The 21636-nt window shown below is 40.3% G+C and carries 11 protein-coding genes; 6 read left to right on the top strand and 5 right to left on the bottom strand.

The annotated features are described in order from the left end of the window. Positions 1-6 precede the first annotated feature (6 nt). The 3 genes from KSX81_RS13795 to KSX81_RS13785 are packed head-to-tail and all read right to left on the bottom strand — an operon-like array spanning position 7 to position 6319. The gene (locus tag KSX81_RS13795; RefSeq protein WP_004296466.1) at positions 7-1680 is read right to left on the bottom strand and encodes a BACON domain-containing protein; all 1674 of its coding nucleotides are present in this window, start codon (positions 1678-1680) and stop codon (positions 7-9) included. Positions 1681-1703: 23 nt separating this feature from the next. After that, positions 1704-3338 carry a RagB/SusD family nutrient uptake outer membrane protein gene (locus KSX81_RS13790; protein WP_032844229.1) on the bottom strand — a complete coding sequence of 545 codons (1635 nt, stop codon included), beginning with the start codon at positions 3336-3338 and terminating at the stop codon, positions 1704-1706. A gap of 20 nt (positions 3339-3358) precedes the next feature. Continuing rightward, positions 3359-6319, bottom strand: a complete 2961-nt coding sequence (locus KSX81_RS13785; protein ID WP_004296468.1) for a SusC/RagA family TonB-linked outer membrane protein — start codon at positions 6317-6319, stop codon at positions 3359-3361. 370 nt (positions 6320-6689) lie between these two features. Between KSX81_RS13785 and KSX81_RS13780 the strand changes: the two genes are divergently transcribed. Together KSX81_RS13780 and KSX81_RS13775 are read left to right on the top strand one after the other, a co-directional pair. Next, positions 6690-10637 (top strand): two-component regulator propeller domain-containing protein, encoded by a 3948-nt coding sequence (locus KSX81_RS13780; protein WP_195401481.1) that lies wholly within the window; start codon positions 6690-6692, stop codon positions 10635-10637. Between the two features lie 187 nt (positions 10638-10824). Then, complete coding sequence (locus KSX81_RS13775) at positions 10825-11532, top strand: hypothetical protein (RefSeq protein ID WP_004296470.1); 708 nt, start codon at positions 10825-10827, stop codon at positions 11530-11532. Positions 11533-11782: 250 nt separating this feature from the next. Here KSX81_RS13775 and ahpF read toward each other — a convergent pair whose 3' ends face one another. Beyond that, positions 11783-13333, bottom strand: a complete 1551-nt coding sequence (ahpF, locus tag KSX81_RS13770; RefSeq protein ID WP_004296471.1) for an alkyl hydroperoxide reductase subunit F — start codon at positions 13331-13333, stop codon at positions 11783-11785. Between the two features lie 84 nt (positions 13334-13417). Next, on the bottom strand, positions 13418-13984 hold the full coding sequence (gene ahpC / locus KSX81_RS13765) for an alkyl hydroperoxide reductase subunit C (protein ID WP_004296472.1): 567 nt from the start codon (positions 13982-13984) through the stop codon (positions 13418-13420). A gap of 213 nt (positions 13985-14197) precedes the next feature. On the opposite strand from ahpC, the gene KSX81_RS13760 reads away from it, so the two are divergent. The 4 genes from KSX81_RS13760 to KSX81_RS13745 all read left to right on the top strand — a co-directional run bounded on the left by KSX81_RS13760 (position 14198) and on the right by KSX81_RS13745 (position 21571). Next, positions 14198-14722, top strand: a complete 525-nt coding sequence (locus KSX81_RS13760) for an NUDIX hydrolase (RefSeq protein ID WP_004302478.1) — start codon at positions 14198-14200, stop codon at positions 14720-14722. A 755-nt stretch (positions 14723-15477) separates the two neighbouring features. Beyond that, positions 15478-16788: an ATP-binding protein gene (locus KSX81_RS13755; protein WP_004296475.1), complete on the top strand. Its 1311-nt coding sequence runs from the start codon at positions 15478-15480 to the stop codon at positions 16786-16788. A 23-nt stretch (positions 16789-16811) separates the two neighbouring features. Beyond that, a complete protein-coding gene (locus KSX81_RS13750) occupies positions 16812-19829 on the top strand; it encodes a tetratricopeptide repeat protein (RefSeq protein WP_004296476.1) in 3018 nt (1005 codons plus the stop codon). A 20-nt stretch (positions 19830-19849) separates the two neighbouring features. Continuing rightward, positions 19850-21571: a hypothetical protein gene (locus KSX81_RS13745; protein ID WP_004296477.1), complete on the top strand. Its 1722-nt coding sequence runs from the start codon at positions 19850-19852 to the stop codon at positions 21569-21571. Positions 21572-21636: the final 65 nt, after the last annotated feature.

Below are 21636 nucleotides of genomic sequence, written 5' to 3'. Positions count from 1 at the left end.
AAACTGTTATTCTTCATCATAATTATACTTCTTATATTCTATATAGTCATATTTGACTGTATATGTCTTTGCAGTAGGCTTATCTCCTTGCCAGCCACCTCCATCAGCAAAGGTCATCATTGAGAATCCAAATTTAAACTGTGCCGGAGTATACCAAGTAGTAAATGTTTTCGCCACTTCACCATCTATAATCCATGCCGCCCAATATGCACCATCTGCATTAAGTCTAAGGTCAATAGTCAAAGTGTGTTTACCCGGATCAATAGGTACACCGTAAACTCCCATAGCTTCCGTATAACAACGTACCAGCATCTGACCAGGAACAGGAGGAACCGTACAAGCCGCACGATCATTTTCAGTACCCGAGAAAACAAACATAGAGAATGACCTTTCTTCAGCATTAGTTGCAGCGATATTACCACCTGCCAACCATTTTTCACCTACCCCTACCAAAGGAACATCTATTTCCCATGTATATTTTCCAGCTCCTATCTCCGGACCATAAACGAAGTTATTCCCGTTAGATAGATTCAAACTTCCATCCGCAATCGTTCCTCCATTGTTAGTCCATCCAACAGGAACAAAACCAGCTTCCTCAAAGTCCCACTTCACTGTTGTTCCCTCTGGTTCGGGAGGAAGCTGACCTTCGATAATCGGCTTCATTGAATAATCATAAGGAACATATTCAAGATAATCAAATAAGGCATAATTTTCTTGAGTTGCCGCATGATCGCCCATACCATAAAGATTCTCGACACTAGATATAGCACGGAAATAAGCCTCTTCACCATAATCTAATTGTGCCCTCTTTAAAACTTTACCATCAACCGACCACTCCGCCAGATATTTCTTATTTTCTAACTTCAAATCCAATACAAACGTATGCCAAGCATCCCCCTTAATAGGCGTGAATTCAGAGAAAAAAGGATTAGCCTGACTAGTCACAAGGCACAGCATATCATCTGGTCCGGCACTATGTGCTGCACGGTCTGCAGCTGTACCGGAACAAATTTCAAAATCCAATTCATGCCCATCGTCAAAATATAAAAATGCTCCAATACTGGCCCGGTCATTCATTCCGAATTTAGGGACATATATCCTCCATTCATAACGACCTGATCCGAATTGCGTTGTTGTCTGCACCTTGAAACGGTCCCCATTAGTACCTTCATACTCTTCACCTGCCCGGGTATAGATTCTTAACGCTTTTCCATCTTCACATTCGTCATTATCTACGATAGTGATCGGATTGATCCCTGCCACAAGCCCCGTCTTTTGCAATCCAGTAAAGTCACCGTAATTATAAATGGTTCCTTTATAGCCATCCTGAATAACTGTGATGGTTCGAAGTTCAGCACCTTTCGCCGCTATGGTCAAGGTTGCACTGCGTTTTGGGCCGTTATTCTTATCAGCAGCAATTGTTAACGTACCATTACCAGTTCCTTCCAAAGGAGAAACAGTAAGCCAATTACCACCTGCCTGATCCACTGCAACTTCCCAAGCTGCTTCTGACGTAATATCTACAGTCTGAACTTCAGTAGAGGAGACTCCGAATGTTAAAGCATTTGTGGAGATTCCGCATGCAACAATCTCTGTTTTCTCTTTGAAGCTATCACCGCATGATACTAAAGAGGCATTACATAATACACCTATTGCTAAATATAAATATCTTAGTTTCATAATGATTGTTTTTATTGTTTCATTCAGTTCTTCAAATTCGGATTAATAGACGAATCTACAAAAGGACGGGGAAGATACATTTTACTGTCATTCCACGTACCAGATACGGAAACAGCTTCTTTCCTGAAGACTCCGGGAGCCACTTCAATCTCCGGATTTAATTTTCTGTATTCAAAATGATCTTTAATGCGATTCATGCGAAACATATCCCTTGCTCTAGTGGCAATATTTCCCCAATAATATCCGGCTATTTCCCAGCCATGTTCATTATAGGCAGCTTCTGCCAGATCATCATACGACATGGTTGTCTTATAGATATCCCGGTCTGCAACAACAGATCCATTGGCACGATTGCGTACCTCATTCAATAAGTTGACAGCTTCCGTGATACTGCCTGTTTTTGAACGACCTACGGCTTCGGCATACCAGCAATATACTTCTGCCAAGCGAATAATCTGATGCGTCTTTTCTCCATTCTGATTCATCGAAATCTTCGGATTCGTATAGTCGAATTCTTCTCCAGTGGTCGTTTCTACTTTCTTCATGAAACAGGGAGCAACAACCACACGTGGCGCTTCCGGATTGGGGTCTTCCCACCAATCACGCAACTTAGTTTCATTCTTCAATATGATTTTCGGGAAATAAGATGCATCTTTGCGTGAGCCTTCCGGGAAATCATACCAGAATTTAATTTCTCCGTTCGTATCTCCCCATCCACCGCCACCATAAGCATAGTCTGCCAGGAAATCAGCTAAAGGGGCATTGGTAAGTGCATCTATTCCCAAATTATAGTAAACGCCAAGCAACACTTCAGGATTATTCTTATTATACTCCATCGAATATACTTGCTTATAATCAGGTAATAATTTGTAGTAGTAAGTACCTTTCTTCGCAGCATCGATTACTTCTTTTGCCTTTGCAGCGGCCAGTTGATAATATTCTGTTCCTTTGTTCAACGGCCATCCCGCCATTGCCATATACACATAAGCCAATGTTGCTTTTACAGCTCCTTGACTAACAGCAATGTTTACCCCATTTCTTGCGTAGGGTTCTTTAGTATAATTAGCAGGGACCATTGTTTCTGCCTTTTTCAGATCAGATACAATCAGCTCGTAAATTTCAGGAACGGTTGCCAATGGCATGTTGTAATTGATTTCATCTTTCACAACCATAGGTACCTCTCCCCAAGCCATTACAAAGTAAAAATAAGAATAGGCACGCCAATAATAAGCTTGTCCAATGGCTGCATCTTTCTCTTCCTGGCTCACCTCCGGAGTTCGTCCGGCATTATCTATAATGAAATTAGCAGCTTTTACCAATCTCCAACGAGCACCCCACAATTCAGTCACCCAAGTGTTATTGTCCGAAACATTATAAGTATCTACCTCACGCAACCCCTGTTTATTAGCTGCAGGGTGTGTAGAAATATCATCACCCATCACTGATTCGAAACCTGCCCAGATATTTGCATACATATCACTCGCAACTTTGGAATACATTCCATTCAGAGCCAAGTCCAGATCACCTTTTGAATTAAAGAAATTAGTTACCGCCAACTGCCCCTTAGGATCTTCTGTCAGTAAATCCTGGCAAGACACCATCCAAAGTGCTATCAATGCTAGTCCGACAGATTTGAATATTCTATATATTGTTTTCATATCCATGTATAGTTAAAAGATTAAAAGTTAAGTTTCATACCAAAAGTGAATGTTCTTGGAACAGGATAAGATCCCATATCCACACCATTAAAGCCATAATCGGATTCACTGTACACTTCTGGGTCCATACCTGTGTATTTCGTTAATGTAAACAGGTTTTGAGCACTGACCGACAGTTGAATATCGGCTACTTTCGTTATCTTCTTAGGAATATTATACGTAAGGCTTATATTTTTCAGTCTCACAAATGATGCATCTTCAAGCCAGAAATCGGAATCAGGATAGTTTCTATTATCTGAATTTTTATGACTTGCATACACAGCATCTGCTTTATTGGCTACTTTATCCCAACTTTTGTAATAAGCATCGGATAAAGAGATGAAGCGATATACACCTGTCATAGATCCCATCGCATAGCGGCTTACATTCAGTCTATCTTGTCCTAATGCAGCATTGATAAAGAGATTGAGCGTCCAGTTTTTCCAAGTGAATGTATTATTCCATCCGAAAGTCCAATTAGGCTCGGCCTGCCCTTTAGTAACCAGATCGTCAGCACCCGGATTGGTTGTCAAACTTCCATTAGATTGATGTTTATACAAGTTGGCGCCCTGGTCATTAAAGTTTGCCCATTCATAAAGATAGAAAGAGCCAATCGGATACCCTACTTTTTTAATTTGAATGGGACCACCGCCAATACTTGTATAATTCTCCCCAACGATAAAATCACTACCTGCCAGATCGATTATCTTATTCTTTAAATAAGATGCATTCAGCGATGTTTCCCAACCAAATATATCTTTGTCTGTCAAAGGAGTAGCTGTAATGGTGAATTCAACACCAGAGTTTCTAACTTCACCTTGGTTGACCCAGAAAGAGCCACCTCCGTTATACTGAGGAGCAGGTTTGCGAAGCAACAGGTCCTTAGTATCCTTTCGGAACCATTCGGCTGTAAAACTCAAGCGACCGTCTAAAACACTGGCGTCCAAACCTATGTTATACTGATAGGTGCTTTCCCAAGTTACATCCGGTGTAGCGAGATTTCCAGTCCAATAACCGGTATGGATTGCATCGCTACCATAACCGTCATAATTTGTAGGAGCCAACATACCTAATGTTGTGTAAGCACCGATACTTTGATTACCAACAACACCAAAACTGGCTCTTAGTTTCAATTGCTGGACAATGTTTTGTTTGCTCATAAAGTTTTCTTTAGCAACATCCCAAGCAACAGCTGCTGACGGAAAATATCCCCACTTATTATTCTTCTGAAACTTAGATGAACCGTCGGCACGGAAAGTACCTGTCAGCATATACTTCCCTTTGTAATTGTACATAATTCGACCAAGCCCGGACACAATAGCTTCTGCGGAATAGCCATTCTCTCCATCGCGTGTCTTTGCATTTTTTGCATTCCAATAACCAACAAACTCATTGGCTAAATCACTTCCGGTCAATTTTAGATTTCTGCCTTCGGCACCACTTGCTTCAAATACAGCTGTTGCAGTCAGATGATGATCGCCGAAACTTGTGTTATAAGTCACATTATTGGTATTCTGCCAGAATAGATTCATCCTGCTCGCATTTTCCATACCACTAATTTGTCCGGGTTTTGCTAATGACGAGGTGAAAGAGTAACTCGGAACATGAGAGTAATTAGCAGCACCCTGTACAGACAATGTCAACCCTTTCATTATTTTGAAAGTCAAATCCATATTAGTATTCAAAGCATACACGTATGAGTCACCATAATTTGCGACACGTGCACCATAAGGGTTTCCGTTTACTGAATTATAAGGGTCCATATTATAAACGCCCGTTACCGGATCTTTCATTTCCATCGTAGGAGAATAGTTCAGAAAGTTCATAATGTCAATACCCCCATTATGACTGTGAGTACGTGAAGCATTAATTTTGGTAGAAAGTGTCAACCACTTGGTGAGTTCATTATCCAAATTTATCCGCAACTGTGCACGTTGATACTTGGTCGTGATGGTCATGGCTGTCATATTCAGTACATTGGCTGAAATAAGATACTTATTTTTAGCCGTTCCACCCGAAATACCTAATTTATAGTCCTGACTAATACCGGTCTGCAACATCAAATTCTGCCAGTCAATGCCTTTGGAGCCATTCTTATAGGCTTCCATCTCATCATCTGCAAATGAGATACCATTATACTCCTTTAATGCAGTCGCATATTCATAAGCATTCAGTAAGTCATATTTTTTAAGGATGTTCGATACGCCTATAGCCACATCTGCATAAATCTGCACTTTACCTTCCACCCCTTTTTTAGTAGTTACCAATACCACACCATTAGCGCCGCGTGAGCCATAAATAGCCGTTGCCGAAGCATCCTTCAGAACTTCAATAGATTGAATGTCAGCAGGATTTACATCTAGTCCACCAGACATAATGCCATCGATGACATACAAGGGGTCATTGCTGGTATTAAGAGAAGTAGTACCACGAACACGAACTTTAACTGTACCACCAGGTAAACCATTTACGCTCGTCACTGCCACACCTGCAGTACGTCCTTGCAGAATATCTTCCACCCGCTTTACCGGCTGATCCTTAAATTGTTTGGAAGAAACAGAAGCCACAGCACCTGTTATATCTGATTTTTTCACTGCACCATAGCCAATGACCACTACTTCACTCAATTGGTTCTGATCTTCCTGCATTGTAATCTTCAAACTGGTATTCGTTCCCAGTTTAACCTCTTTAGTCACGTATCCGATATAAGAGAATGATAGTGTAGAGCCAACAGGAGCACTAATCGAGAACTTTCCGGAAATATCCGTTACGGTACCAGTTTGTGCATCTTTAAGAGTTACGTTGACACCGATGATAGGTTCATTGCTGTCGGCATCCGTAACAGTACCCGAATACTGCTTTGCAACCTGTGCATAAGTAGATGTAACTGCTGCAAAAAGAAATAGTAGCAAGCAGCCAAGCGTTTTTCTTAGATTATCCATATACTTTTCATTTAGTTAGAATATAATAATATTAGATTTTTAGGAATTTTAGATACAAGTCAAGGCATTCAAAATGTTCCCAACATTACTCCGCCACCTCTTCATTCTACAGTTTTAGGATGTATTCATAGTAAATAGTCTTTTTTTTAAGGTTTAATACGTTTCGTATTTAGTGTTAACTGTGCAAATATAGGCGCAAAGCATGGAAATAGAGATCAAATAACATCCATAATTAGTCCGCTACTGTTCAAAAGGATCATTCTGAATATCCTTTCGAGCTATCTAATGAGCTTTGTGGACAAAAGAAGATGAAATCTATTGTACAGTTTCATAACTTCTTTTATATTTGCTCTATCAAAAGAACATAACTATGTCAAAAGCACACGTACTAAAGAGGTATTCTTTTCTAATCTGGATATTATTCTTTGTTCTTTCTACCAAGGCTGAACAACAAGACTACTACTTCAGACAAATTTCTTTGGAACAGGGATTGTCACAATCAAGAGTGCAGTGCATTTACAGAGATCATTTAGGAGTAATATGGATAGGTACCAAATGGGGGTTAAATAGTTATGACCAATCTGAACTGAAAAGTTATTTTCATGACCGGGAGCAGCCCAACTCATTGCCCGACAATTTCATTCGTTTTATTACAGAGGATCGTTTAGGCGATTTATACGTTTCTACCAATAAAGGAATTGCCATCTACAATAAAGCAGAAAATCAGTTTCAGCCATTGAAATATAACGGGAAGCCATTTAACGCTTGGTCTTATCTTCAAATAGGTGACAATTTCCTGTTTGGAGGAGAAGAAACTTTATACCAATACAATCTGACGGATAAAAGTATTACGACAATCTTCCCCGACATCGATGGAGACAAGTTAAAATGTATCAATCGCATCTTTCAGTGGAGTCCCGATGTGCTGATAACCAGCAGTAAAAAAGACGGGCTTTGGATGTACGACTTGACAAAAAAGAAAATGTATCGATGTCCATTTGTAAAAGAGCGCGAGATAAACACCATATTTGTTGACTCTCAAAACCGGCTTTGGGTATCATTCTATGGCAAAGGAATAGCCTGCTACTCGAAAGAGGGGAAAAGGCTTTTCAGTTTATCCACCAAAAATTCCGGGCTCAACAACGATATCATTTTTGATTTTCTTGAAAAAGACAACCAACTTTGGATAGCTACTGACGGAGGAGGTATCAACATACTTGACTTCCAGACTATGAAGTTCTCTCATCTTAAACATATTTCCGATGATGAACAATCCTTGCCGAATAACTCTATCTACCGGCTGTATAAAGATCAGATGGACAATATATGGATAGGCAGTATACACGGAGGATTATTCGCCATTAAGAAAGTGTTCATCAAAACCTATAAAGATGTTCCACTGAACAATCTCAATGGAATTAGCGAACGTACCGTGGTTAGCATCTTTGAAGATAAGGATACATTGCTTTGGATTGGAACAGACGGAGGAGGTATCAACTCATTTGACCAAAAAACGAATACATTTCATCATTACCCTACTACATACGGGGAGAAAGTTACCTCTATCACAAATTTTTCTGAAAATGAGCTCTTATTATCATGTTTTAATAAAGGGGTATTTACCTTTAATAAGAGAACTGCACAGATGCAACCTTTTCCCATTATCAATGACTCTATTTCGAAAAGAGAATTTTCATCCGGTGATTTGGTAAATCTATATGCTACAAAAGATAATATTTACATATTAGGAGCAAAAGTCTATATCTATAACAAGCATACCCGGCAAACATCTATTCTCTACGCACCCCAAATAGACATTCAACGCCAAATAGCTATGCAGGCAATTTATTCCGACGATACGCATCTGTATCTAATGGGAACCAATAACCTGTTTAAACTAAACTTCAAAACTAACGAACTATCTTCATTAGTCAATATGAAAGAGGGAGATGATTTCACATCGGCCTGCCGGGATGATAAAGGTAACTTTTGGATAGGAAGTAATTTCGGACTGCTCTTCTATAATAAACAGACTGGAAAAACAGAAAAAATACATACCAACTTGTTCAACAGTGTATCCAGCCTTGCCTATGATAAAAAAGGAAAAGTCTGGATAGGAGCACAGAACATGTTCTTTGCGTATATTATCAACGAAAAACGTTTTGTTATCCTGGACGAATCCGATGGAGTTCCTTCCAACGAATTGATATTTACCCCTATTCCTGCTCTTCGTACTCCCAATCTGTATATGGGAGGTACTATGGGACTGGTACGCATTAATACGGATATTATTTTCGAAAGCAATTCGTCTCCTATTCTCAAGCTACTTGAAGTAAAACTGAATGGTAAATCAACTCTGAAACAGGTTAATAATAACTGTATTTCGATTCCCTGGAATCATTCATCGTTCAACATTAAAGTGATTGCTGACGAAAAGAACTCCTTCCGAAAACACCTTTTCCGATATGTCATCACAGGAAAAGACAAAATGGTGATCGAGAGTTATCTCCAGACACTCGAATTGGGTACATTAGCATCAGGAGAATATACCATCAGCGTATCCTGCGACACCTCCAACGGTGAATGGAGCCAGCCGACAGAGATCTTAACTATTATAGTCTCACCTCCTTGGTGGAAATCTACCTGGTTTATTATACTATGCATTTTCTTTGCATTTCTAGTGGCAGGAATGGTCTTCTTTAGTTTGATAAGAAAAAAAGAAAATCGGCTGAAACGTGAGATGCGGGAACATGAGAAGAAGATATATGAAGAGAAAATACGCTTCTTAATCAATATCAGCCATGAGCTACGCACCCCTTTGACACTCATCTATGCTTCCCTGAAACGAATTCTCAATAAAGAGGTGAAGCAAGACGAGCTACCGGAATATCTACAGGGTGCATTCAAGCAGGCCAATCAGATGAAAGATATTATCAACATCGTGCTTGATGCACGCAAAATGGAGGTAGGGCAGGAAGTGCTACACATCTCTTCGCATCCTTTGCACAAGTGGATACAGGAAGTGGCAGAAACATTTCAAACTGCATCGAAGGCCAAAGAAATTGAAATTACATACGACTTTGACGACAGCATACAATATATCGCGTATGATGACACCAAATGCAAAGTTGTTCTTTCCAATCTGATTATGAATGCTTTGAAATATAGTCCCAATCAGACTCGTATCGTCATAAAAACAATCCGTACAAATGAAAGTATACAAGTACACGTACAAGACCAGGGAATCGGATTGGATAATGTAGATATAAAAAAGCTCTTTACCCGTTTCTACCAAGGCAAACATAATGAGGGAGGAAGTGGTATCGGTTTATCTTATGCTAAAATGTTGATTGACTTACATGGAGGTAGGATGGGCGCTTTCAATAATAAAGACAGAGGGGCCACATTCTTTTATGAAATACCGGCTAATCTACAAGAACAAGAAGTATCATGTCCTCAACATTCCTACCTCAACGAACTTTTAAGTTCTCCGGAGGAAGAAGAGAAAATAGAATCCGAGGCTTTCTCTCTACAAGGGTATTCACTGTTGATTGTAGAAGACAAACAGGACTTAAGGGAATTCTTAAAAAGTGCCCTTAAAGATAAATTCAAGAAGATCTATCAGGCAGAAAATGGACTGGTAGCACTGGAAGTTATTAAGCAACAGCAACCGGACATTATAGTAAGTGATGTAATGATGCCACAAATGAATGGCTATCAGCTATGCAAGGAAATTAAAGAGAATCTGAATATTAGCCATATCCCTGTCATCCTGCTTACCGCCAGAGCCGATTCTGAAAGCCAGATGTTAGGATACAAATTAGGAGCTGATGCCTATTTACCCAAACCATTTGAAATGGAAATGCTCCTTAGCGTGATCCAAAACCAGATGAGAAATCGTGAATATATTAAGTCCAGATACAGGGGCAATCAATTCATTCTGTCTCCGCAAGAGGCCACTTTCAGCAATGCGGATGAACAATTTATGATCAAATTGAATGAAATGATCGATCAGAATCTGTCTCAACCAGATTTGGATGTGAAATTCCTGACTACTCAAATGGCAATGAGCCGGACATCCTTATATAATAAGATCAAGGAACTGACCGGCATGGGAGCAAACGATTATATCAATCGTAGAAGAATCGACAAAGCAATCATTCTTTTAACTCAGTCTGGCATGAGCATTACTGAAATATCAGAGCAGGTAGGTTTCACTTATCAACGATATTTCAGTACGTTATTTAAAGAAATGAAAGGAATGACTCCTTCTCAATTCAGAGCACAACATGGTTCCACCCAACAACAATCAGAGTAGATTCAGCACTTTAGTTTATCATTTATATAGAAATTATACTCCCCGGAACAGAGCGATTAGGATTTCCAGTGCAGATTTGGACGTTTCATGATTTGAAATGACTAAAATCTGATGAGTAGAATAAAGCATTCGACTACTTTTGCAGCAAGCAATTGATAGAAAACGAATACACTTAAATTCAATTATTATGAGAAACTACTATTTAACTCTGTTACTAATATGCATTTGCGGCCTTTGCTTTGCACAGCAACAGACCAATGACATCAGTACTAAAAATCCGCCAAACAAAGAATGGAACTTCAACAATCTGGATGGATGGAAATACGGACATCAGGATAACAACCCGGATAATCAATGCATATTAGAGAATGGTTACTTACGGATCTTTACCCGGGCTAACTCGGTGGATCGGAAAAAGGTTCATACTGTAGAACGGATTTATACAACAGGAAGATATACCTGGCGTACTCATATCCCGCAAATGGGAATAGGAGATCAATGTAGCGTGGGTTCGTGGATATACCATGACGACCAACATGAATTGGATTTTGAAGTCGGATATGGTAAAGATAAAGTTCGCAAGGAGTTAAATGCAACTCCCGACGAAATGATTGCTTATATGACATCGCAGGCATATCCTTTTTCTTCCGTTCCTGTAGTAATCAAGACCGGATGGCATCTGTTCGAAATTGATCTGACATTAAAAAACGGGAACTATTACATCACCTGGTTAATAGACAACGAGCCCAAACATGAACTTCAACTGGAATTTGGGAAAGACATTGCATTCCATATTTTTTGCAGTGTAGAGAATCTTAAATTTATTGGAGACCAACCGGCACAGCAGGAAAACTCCGGATTGTTTGATTTCGTCAGATATACATATCATGACTAAATAAATAAACTTAACACACATTTCTTAAAAGCCCAAAAAATTAATGCCATGAGAACAACGTTCATTTCACTTTCTCGGATATTCATGAACATTTGTCTCCATGCGCAGGATAGAGTAGTCGATGAAGGTCATGCTCTCTAAATATAAAATAGCCCTCGCTACAAATTTGTAACGGGGGTATTTTTTAGAGGAGTTATTCCTCCTCCTGCTAATATTTTGTTTATGTGCTTTTTATATCTGAATACATCAATCAGATAATCCCTCTCACTCTATCGTCAAATGCAGAAAGCGCAGCTTTCGCTCCTTCGCCCATAGAGATAATAATTTGCTTATAAGGAACCGTAGAAACATCTCCGGCTGCATAGATACCCGTCACATTCGTACGGCAATGTGCATCAATCATGATTTCGCCCGGACGGTTGGTTTCCACTATGTCGCGGAATACACTGCTATTCGCAGAAAGCCCGATTTGTACAAATACACCATCCAACTCAACCAAACGTTCTTCTTCCGTTTTGCGGTCTTTGATGCGCAGGGCAGTCAGCTTATCACCATTTCCTATCACTTCCGTAGTCTGTGAACTTACAAACACTTCCACATTCGGCAATGATTTAAGTCGCTCTTGAAGTACACTGTCTGCTTTCAACTCATCCATAAATTCAAAAACAGTGACTTTGGAGCAGATACCAGCCAAGTCAATCGCTGCCTCAATGCCGGAATTTCCTCCACCTACTACTGCTACATGCTTTCCCTTATAAAACGGCCCATCACAATGAGGGCAGAAAGCAACACCACGACCGATATACTCCGCTTCTCCCGGAACATTCAGTTTACGCCAGCTTGCACCAGTTGCAATAATCAGTGCCGGAGCCAGGAATTTCTCCCCAACAGAGGTAGTGATCTGCTTTTGTTTTCCAACCACTTCTACTTTTTCTACTTTACGATGCTCCAGCAAATCCACCGGATAACGCAACAAGTGAGTTTTCAGATTATCGGCAAGTTCATTTCCTGTCGTTTCCGGAACAGAAATTAGATTTTCAATACCCACCGTTTCTTTTACCTGTCCGCCAACACGCTCGGCCACGATAGCTACACGGAGTCCTTTACGGGCAGAATAAATAGCTGCTGATACTCCTGCAGGTCCTCCACCGACTACAATCACATCATATTCTTTCACCTCTGCATTCGCTTTGGTTTCGTCAATACCATATTGATCTTCCAACTTGGCAAGCAATTCGCCAAATTCACCACGGCCTACATGAAGCAATTTTCCATCTGCAAAGACAGAGGGTACTCCTTGTATCTTCAGTGCATCTACTTCATCCTGATAAAGCGCACCGTCTACCATTTCATGCGTAATAGCCGGATTCAAAGTAGTCATTGCATTCAGAGCCTGCACTACGTCAGGGCAGTTCGTACAAGTCAACGAAACATAAGTGGTCAGATGTATCGGGCCTTTCAGTGCTTTCACACGGTTGCAAACGGCCTCATCGGGAAAGTTCTTTCCTTTGCCGTCCAGATTCAGGATAGCCAAAAGCAATGATGTGAACTCATGTCCGTTAGGAATACCCCGGAATGTGATTCCGGTACGATCACTATTCTTTAATAAAGTAAACTTCAATGCTTCTCCCTCATTCACCGAGCAAGTGATATGATCGGAACAATCCGCTACATCTCCCAGCAACTCCAATAATTCTGTTTTGTTTTCGTGGCTGGATGATACGGATATATCAAAAGTAAAGTTTGCCTCCAGCCCAGCAAAAATACCCTTTAGTTGTTCTTTTAATGCAGATTCTAACATATCTTTTTCCTTTCATTTTTTTAAAAGAAAGGCCGGCAGCGTCTCTCGTTACCGGCCTCCCATAATCACCATTATCAAGATCTATCAAATCTTACCTACCAGGTCAATGCTTGGTTTCAGGGTAGACTCACCCTTCTTCCATTTAGCCGGGCAAACTTCTCCGTCATGGGTAGCAACAAACTGTGCAGCTTCCACCTTACGAAGCAATTCACTTGCATCACGGCCAATATTGTTATCATTCAGTTCCACCACTTTAATCTTTCCTTCCGGATTGACAACGAATGTACCGCGATAAGCCATACCCTCTTCTTCGATATATACACCCAGTGCACGGCTCAAAGCGCCAGTCGGGTCTGCCAACATCGGATATTGAATCTTGCGAATACTTTCAGAAGCATCATGCCAAGCTTTGTGCACGAAATGAGAGTCAGTACTTACCGAATAGATCTCTACACCCATCGCCTTGAACTGATCGTACTTTTCAGCCATATCCACCAATTCAGTAGGACATACGAAAGTAAAGTCAGCAGGATAGAAGAAAAGAATCGCCCATTTACCTTTCAGGTCATTGTTGGTTACAGTCTTGAAAGCTCCGTTGTGAAAAGCCTGAACACTGAATTCAGGAAGTTGAGAATTTAAAATTGGTTCCATAATCTTTATTGCTTTTATTGTTATTAATTGATTTGACTTATAACATCAGAAACAACGTTTTGTTTTTTGTTTCTGATGCAAAGATAAAGGCAGAAACCCCGCCTTTGCAAAAAAAGCCCAATCGAATATTTCTATGCGGTGATAGATGAAATTAATAAAAGCATTTTATACCTTTGCATGCATAAACAAAAAAACTGGAAAATATATACGATTATGGAACATCCTCTTGACCAATTCTTATATTGCCCTAAATGTGGTTCCTCTCATTTTGAGATTAACAACGAGAAATCTAAAAAATGTGCAGATTGCGGCTTTGTCTATTATTTCAATCCTTCTGCCGCCACAGTAGCACTCATCTTGAATGAGAAAAATGAACTGCTTGTCTGCCGGCGTGCTAAAGAGCCAGCCAAAGGGACTCTCGATCTTCCCGGCGGATTCATCGATATGAATGAAACAGGCGAAGAAGGTGTTGCTCGCGAAGTACTGGAAGAAACAGGGCTGAAAGTTAAAAAAGCCGTTTACCAGTTCACACTTCCCAATATTTATGTTTATTCAGGTTTCCCTGTACATACTCTCGATATGTTTTTCCTCTGCACTGTAGAAGACATGAGCCATTTCTCCGCCATGGATGATGTAGCAGATTCTTTCTTCCTACCTCTCTCCGAGATTCATCCGGAAGATTTTGGGTTGGATTCTATCCGTCGCGGACTTAGCTTGTTTCTAGCTCAATGCCGCTAAGATAATCTCATCAGCCTGATAGATTGAGAGTATTTCATCTATAGTTATGTCCCATTTTTAAGATATTCCTCCAAAACATCAGATAAAAAAATAATGATCTGGAGAATAAAATGCATAAAAACATGCAACTGTATGCAAAATCACAGGCTAATACCGTATAAATTCAAGTCGAATATGCATCTTTTTCTATCAAGAAAAGATTCGTTGGTTTAAAACCAAGGAGTTCTTCCCCACCGAGGAACGCTTCCTTTCTCACCGACGAAGCAGCTTTTGCTCGGTGAGGAAGACAAATAAGGGAAAATTAAGACCGTTTTTCTTCTATTTCATCACAAATATCGAAAAGGCAACAAACAACAAAATGCCAGTTTCTAACCACATTTCAGTTTACACAACAAGTGAAAAAGAAGAAAAGCATTACAATTTAATCGACAAACATCTCCTATAACAAAAAGAAAGAATTTCGCACCTACAAATCTCTGCGTTTTTTTATATTTCTCAATCCCTCCCAGTAATTACGCCTTTTATTCTCGTTTAAATATTCCTTTTCTTAAGATGGGCCATTTTTCAGTAGCCAATTGATGTATTTGTAAAATAGAAGTTCATCTCAACCAAATAGATCAAAGTAATTTATCACATAATCTTAAACAATCATATTATATTACTATAAATGAACAAAATACAACATATTGTGTTATCTTTGTAACCACCATTAATTTAATGGCCATTAAATTAACCGCCATTAAGATAGCAATAATATGAAGTTCTACGACCGAAAGAAAGAAATGGCGATACTGTATGCAGCTAAAAAGCAATCACAAACGAGCGCTTGCTTTACTGTAATGACCGGACGCCGACGAATCGGAAAAACAGCTCTACTCTTAGAGTCTGTCAAAGACACCCGATTCGTATATATATTTGTAGCAAGAAAGAGTGAAGTCCTGCTTTGCGCACAATATCAACCTGTCATTCAGGAAACGCTTGGCATTCGTATCTATGGAGAAATCAGAGAGTTCGCACAGCTCTTTGAACTGCTGATGCAACATTCCCAAAAGGAAAATTTCACATTAATCATTGACGAATTTCAAGAATTTCTCTATATCAATCCGTCTATCGCCAGTGATATACAACGTATTTGGGACCAATATCACGCGACTTCCAAAATCAATTTCATTGTATGCGGTTCCGTTTATTCAATGATGAAAAGAATATTCGAAGACCGCAAGAAGCCACTATACGGACGCCTTACCGCCCGAATTTCTCTGCATCCATTCACCACCACCGTTATCAAAGAGATTCTAGCAGACCATGCCCCTCAATTCACATCGGAAGATTTGCTTTGCTTGTATTTGCTGACAGGTGGAGTAGCCAAATACATCACCCTATTGATGGAAGCGAAAGCATTTAATAAAACTGCCATGATAAATTATGCGCTTTCCGAAGGCTCACCATTTCTGACAGAAGGCAAAGACATGTTGATTTCCGAGTTCGGGAAAGACTATGCCAATTATTTTTCTATCCTATCTCTCATTGCAGAAGGAAAAACAACACAACGAGAGATTGATTCCATCATCAATAAAAACACCGGTTCCTATTTAGCCAACCTTGAGGATGAATATTCATTAATCAAAAAAGTGAAACCGATGTTCGCTAAACCTAATAGTCGTGCTACCCGTTATTGCCTGCAAGACAATTTTCTACGATTCTGGTTTCGCTTTATTTTCTCAAACAACGCAGTACTGGAAATGGGGAAAAACCATTTACTGATAGAATATGTAGAAAAGAACTATGAACAATACAGCGGCCTATTGTTAGAAAAATATTTCCGTGAACTTATCGCTGAAAAAGAAGAAGTTACCGACGTAGGTAACTATTGGGACAAAAACGGAGAAAATGAAATAGACCTGATCGCCCTCAACCGGTTTAACAAAACAGCACTTATCGGAGAAGTAAAAAGAAATCCGAGAAAAATAAGTATCCCGGCATTGGAAAAGAAAGGAGAAACTTTACATAAAGAATTAAATGATTATAAAATAACTTTCAAAGGATTCTCATTGAAAGATATGTAGTACTTTTGCATAAACACCCGATTATGAAAAAAGAAATTACTAGACTCATTTGTGCCGCCATCTGCTGCACGCCCATTATAGGATTTGCCCAGACAGGTGACAAGTTCACTTCGACTGACAACCTTTATAAAGAAGGGAAAGAACTTTTCCAGGAAAAGAATTATGCAGCTGCTCTGCCGGCATTGAAAGCATTTGTAAAACAAAAGCCTGCAGCCAGCCTTCTTCAGGACGCAGAGTATATGCTAGTCAGTTCGGCTTACGAACTGAAAGACAAAAACCGCATCGAACTCCTCCGCAAATACCTTGACCGTTATCCTGATACTCCATACGCTAACCGCATTTATGCGCTGTTAGCCTCCTGCTATTTCTACGAAGGAAAATATGATGAAGCACTGGCACTCTTCAACTCTGCCGACCTCGATTTGTTAGGTAATGAAGAACGGGACGACTGCACCTACCAACTGGCTACCTGTTATCTGAAAACCGATAATCTAAGAGAAGCAGCCATCTGGTTTGAAACTTTGCGTGCCAACAGCCCCAAATACGCCAAAGATTGTGATTACTATCTTTCCTACATCCGCTATACACAAAAACGTTATACTGAAGCGTTGAAAGGCTTCCTCCCCTTACAGGACGACTCAAAATACAAAACCCTCGTCCCCTATTACATAGCCGAAATTTATGTGCAGCTCAAAAACTACGATAAAGCACAGATTGTAGCTCAAAACTATCTGTCAGCCTATCCGAATAATGAATACGCAGCAGAAATGTACCGTATTCTGGGAGATGTCTATTACCATTTCGGACAATATCACCAAGCCGTAGAAGCATTCAACAATTACTTGAATAAGGATCGCTCAGCTCCCCGGCGGGATGCCCTTTATATGCTAGGACTCTCCTACTACCAAACAAAAGTATACTCCAAAGCAGCCGAAACATTAGGTAAGGTAACAACTGACAACGATGCCCTTACCCAAAATGCATATCTCCACATGGGACTCTCTTATCTGCAACTGGCAGAGAAAAACAAAGCACGCATGGCTTTTGAACAGGCAGCCGCCTCCAATGCTAATATGCAAATCAAGGAACAGGCAGCTTACAATTACGCTCTTTGCCTGCACGAGACTTCTTTCTCCGCTTTCGGTGAATCAGTTACTGCCTTCGAGAAATTCCTGAATGAATTTCCGACTTCTCCTTATGCTGAAAAAGTCAGCAGCTACCTGGTAGAAGTTTACATGAATACACGTAGCTACGATGCAGCTTTGAAATCAATCGACCGGATTGCCAAACCAAGCGCACAAATATTGGAAGCCAAACAGAAGATACTGTTCCAATTAGGAACTCAATCTTTCGCTAACGCCGACTTCGAACAAGCTCTGAAATATCTAAACCAATCCATTGCCATCGGACAATACAATCGTCAGACCAAGGCAGACGCTTACTATTGGTGTGGAGAATCCTATTACCGTCTAAGCCGAATGGTAGAAGCCGCACGTGATTTTAATGCTTATCTGCAACTCACCACCCAACCCAATAACGAAATGTATGCGCTTGCCAATTATAACTTAGGGTATATCGCTTTCCACCGGAAAGACTATACGCAAGCAAGCAATTATTTCCAAAAATACGTTCAACTGGAGAAAGGTGAAAATGCAACCGCACTTGCCGATGCATACAATCGTATTGGTGACTGCCACCTGCATGTACGTAACTTTGAAGAAGCCAAACAGTATTATTCGCAAGCCGAACAGATGAATACTTCTTCCGGAGACTATTCTTTCTATCAGCTGGCTCTTGTATCCGGTCTGCAGAAAGACTATACCGGTAAGATTACCTTGCTGAACCGTCTGGTAGGAAAGTACCCTGCTTCTCCTTATGCCGTAAACGCTATTTACGAGAAAGGGCGTTCCTATGTTTTGATGGACAACAACAATCAAGCCATTACTTCTTTCAAAGAATTACTTACTAAATATCCTGAAAGTCCGGTCAGCAGGAAAGCTGCCGCCGAAATCGGATTATTATATTACCAAAAAGGAGATTACAACCAAGCAATCGAAGCCTACAAACAGGTTATCGAAAAATATCCGGGTAGTGAAGAAGCCCGCCTTGCCATGCGTGATTTGAAATCTATTTATGTGGATCTCAACCGCATCGACGAATTTGCTGCTTTAGCAAATGCCATGCCAGGACACATCCGTTTCGATGCTAACGAACAAGACTCGCTTACGTATGCCGCCGCAGAAAAGATTTATGCACGAGGCAGAATGGAAGAAGCCAAAACAAGCCTCAACAAATACCTGCAAACTTTCCCGGAAGGAGCCTTCAGCCTGAACGCACATTATTATCTCTGCCTGATCGGAAACGAGCAGAAAAATTATGATATGATTCTTCTCCATTCCGGTAAACTGCTGGAATATCCTAACAATCCGTTTGCAGAAGAAGCACTGATCTTGCGTGCTGAAGTGCAATTCAACCAGCAAAATATGGCTGAAGCATTGGCTAGCTACAAAATGCTGAAAGAAAAAGCAACCAACGTAGAGCGCCGCCAACTTGCTGAAACGGGTATTCTGCGTTGCGCCTTCCTATTGCGAGATGACATAGAAACCATCCATGCAGCTACCGACCTGCTTGCAGAAGCCAAACTTAGTCCGGAGCTAAGAAATGAAGCTCTTTATTACCGTGCTAAAGCCTATACCAAGCAAAAGGCTGACAAGAAAGCAATGGAAGACTATCGTGAACTGGCCAAAGACACACGTAACTCTTACGGTGCCGAAGCTAAATATCAGGTTGCACAATCCCTCTACGACGCAAAAGAATATGCCGCTGCAGAGAAAGAGTTGCTCAACTATATAGAACAGAGTACGCCACATGCTTATTGGCTAGCGCGCAGTTTTATCCTTCTATCCGACGTCTATCATGCTACGGGTAAAGATCTGGACGCACGCCAATATCTGCTAAGTCTGCAACAGAATTATCAAGGGAATGACGATATTGAAAGCATGATTGAAAGCAGACTTAGTAAATTGAAAGTTGAGAATTGAGAATAAAAAAATAGAAAAGTATGAAACGATCTCATTATATAATAGGAGGACTCGCATTGGCTATGTCAATGCCATCCTGCCTTCAAGCCCAAACCACCCAACCGAAGGATACAACAATGACCCGCACGGTCGTTGTGGAACAAGAATATAACCCGGACATTATGGACGCCTCGAAAGTAAACGTCCTGCCTAAAGTAGAAGAACCGACAGTGAGCAAGAAAGAAGTAGAGTATGCTACAACATTCTTTCCGGCCACTTCCGTTCCGGCAGGCCTGATGCGCCCCTATACCGGAAAAGAAGTTCAACCCGGCACTACCCCGGGATATGTACGTGCCGGATATGGTAATTATGGCAATTTGGATATTCTTGCCAATTATCTATTCCGTCTGTCGCAGAAAGACAAATTGAATGTACGTTTCCAAATGGATGGAATGGATGGTAAGTTAACTCTTCCCTTCACAGATGGAGAAAAATGGAATGCATTTTATTATCGCACACGCGCAAATGTAGATTACACACACCAATTTAATAAACTGGACTTAAATATTGCCGGAAACTTCGGATTGAGCAACTTCAACTTCCAACCGGAAAGCGTAAACAGCAAGCAGAAATTCACATCCGGTGACTTCCATGCGGGCATTCATTTCACTGATGAGACTGCACCACTGCGTTTCAACGCAGAAACAAATCTGTTGATGTATGAACGTCAACATAACATGTTCAATGAATCTGAAGCCAATACAGGTATCAAGGAAACAATCATACGCACCAAAGGCGATGTCACGGGAGCTATCGGCGACCAACAATTAATAACTATCGCTTTGGAAATGAACAATCTTCTCTACAACGGATATACAAAGAATGTTTCCACCGGAGATGAATACTTCAAAAACTACACAACGCTTCTTTTAAATCCATATTACGAACTGGATAATGATGACTGGAAACTGCATATCGGAGCCAATGTAGATTTATCTTTCGGATTTGACAAGTCTTTCCGTATCTCACCCGATATCACTGCACAGTATATTTTTTCTGATAGCTACATTGTTTATGCAAAAGCAACCGGCGGTAAGCAATTGAATGATTTCCGCAGATTAGAAAGTATCTGTCCTTACGGTGAACTGCCGGAGGCAAATACCACTGCCACTTTGGGATACGTACAACGTCCTTATGATACTTACGAGCAAATCAACGGTAGTATCGGATTCAAAGCAAGCCCTTATCCGGGACTTTGGTTCAACGTGTTCGGTGGTTATCAGAATCTAAAGAACGACTTATCTTATTTAGGTTTTGACCCAAGTAATATTCATTCAGGTTCTTACCTTTCTTTTGCTCAAGATAATACAGAAAATCTCTACCTTGGCGGTGAAATCAGTTACGATTACAAAGATATCCTCGGAATATCAGCTAAATATACTTACCGTAATTGGGACAGCAAAACAGAGGAATATCTGTTGGCTGTGAAACCAGTCAGTGAAATGTCTTTCAATGTACGTATTCATCCGATCTCTGCTCTTAACATAAATCTAGGTTATGATTACATCAGCCGGAAAGAAGTGAAAGAATATGCAAAAATGACCGCAATTAATGATTTGCATATCGGAGCCAGCTATAATGTATTCAAAGGAGTATCCGTTTATGCTCAAGTACATAACCTGCTGAACAAGAAATATCAATATTATTTAGGTTATCCTACGGAAGGATTCAATTTCTTAGGAGGATTGAGTTTCCGATTCTAAGGAAAATAGACAGAATATAATAAAAACACAATATGCCCATCCCGTACTATTCGAGATGGGCATAT

Source organism: Bacteroides sp. MSK.18.37, from assembly GCF_019129155.2.
In the GTDB taxonomy this organism is placed as follows: domain Bacteria; phylum Bacteroidota; class Bacteroidia; order Bacteroidales; family Bacteroidaceae; genus Bacteroides; species Bacteroides ovatus.
Note: the sequence above shows the minus strand (reverse complement) of the source record. Positions and strands in the feature narration are given on the sequence as shown.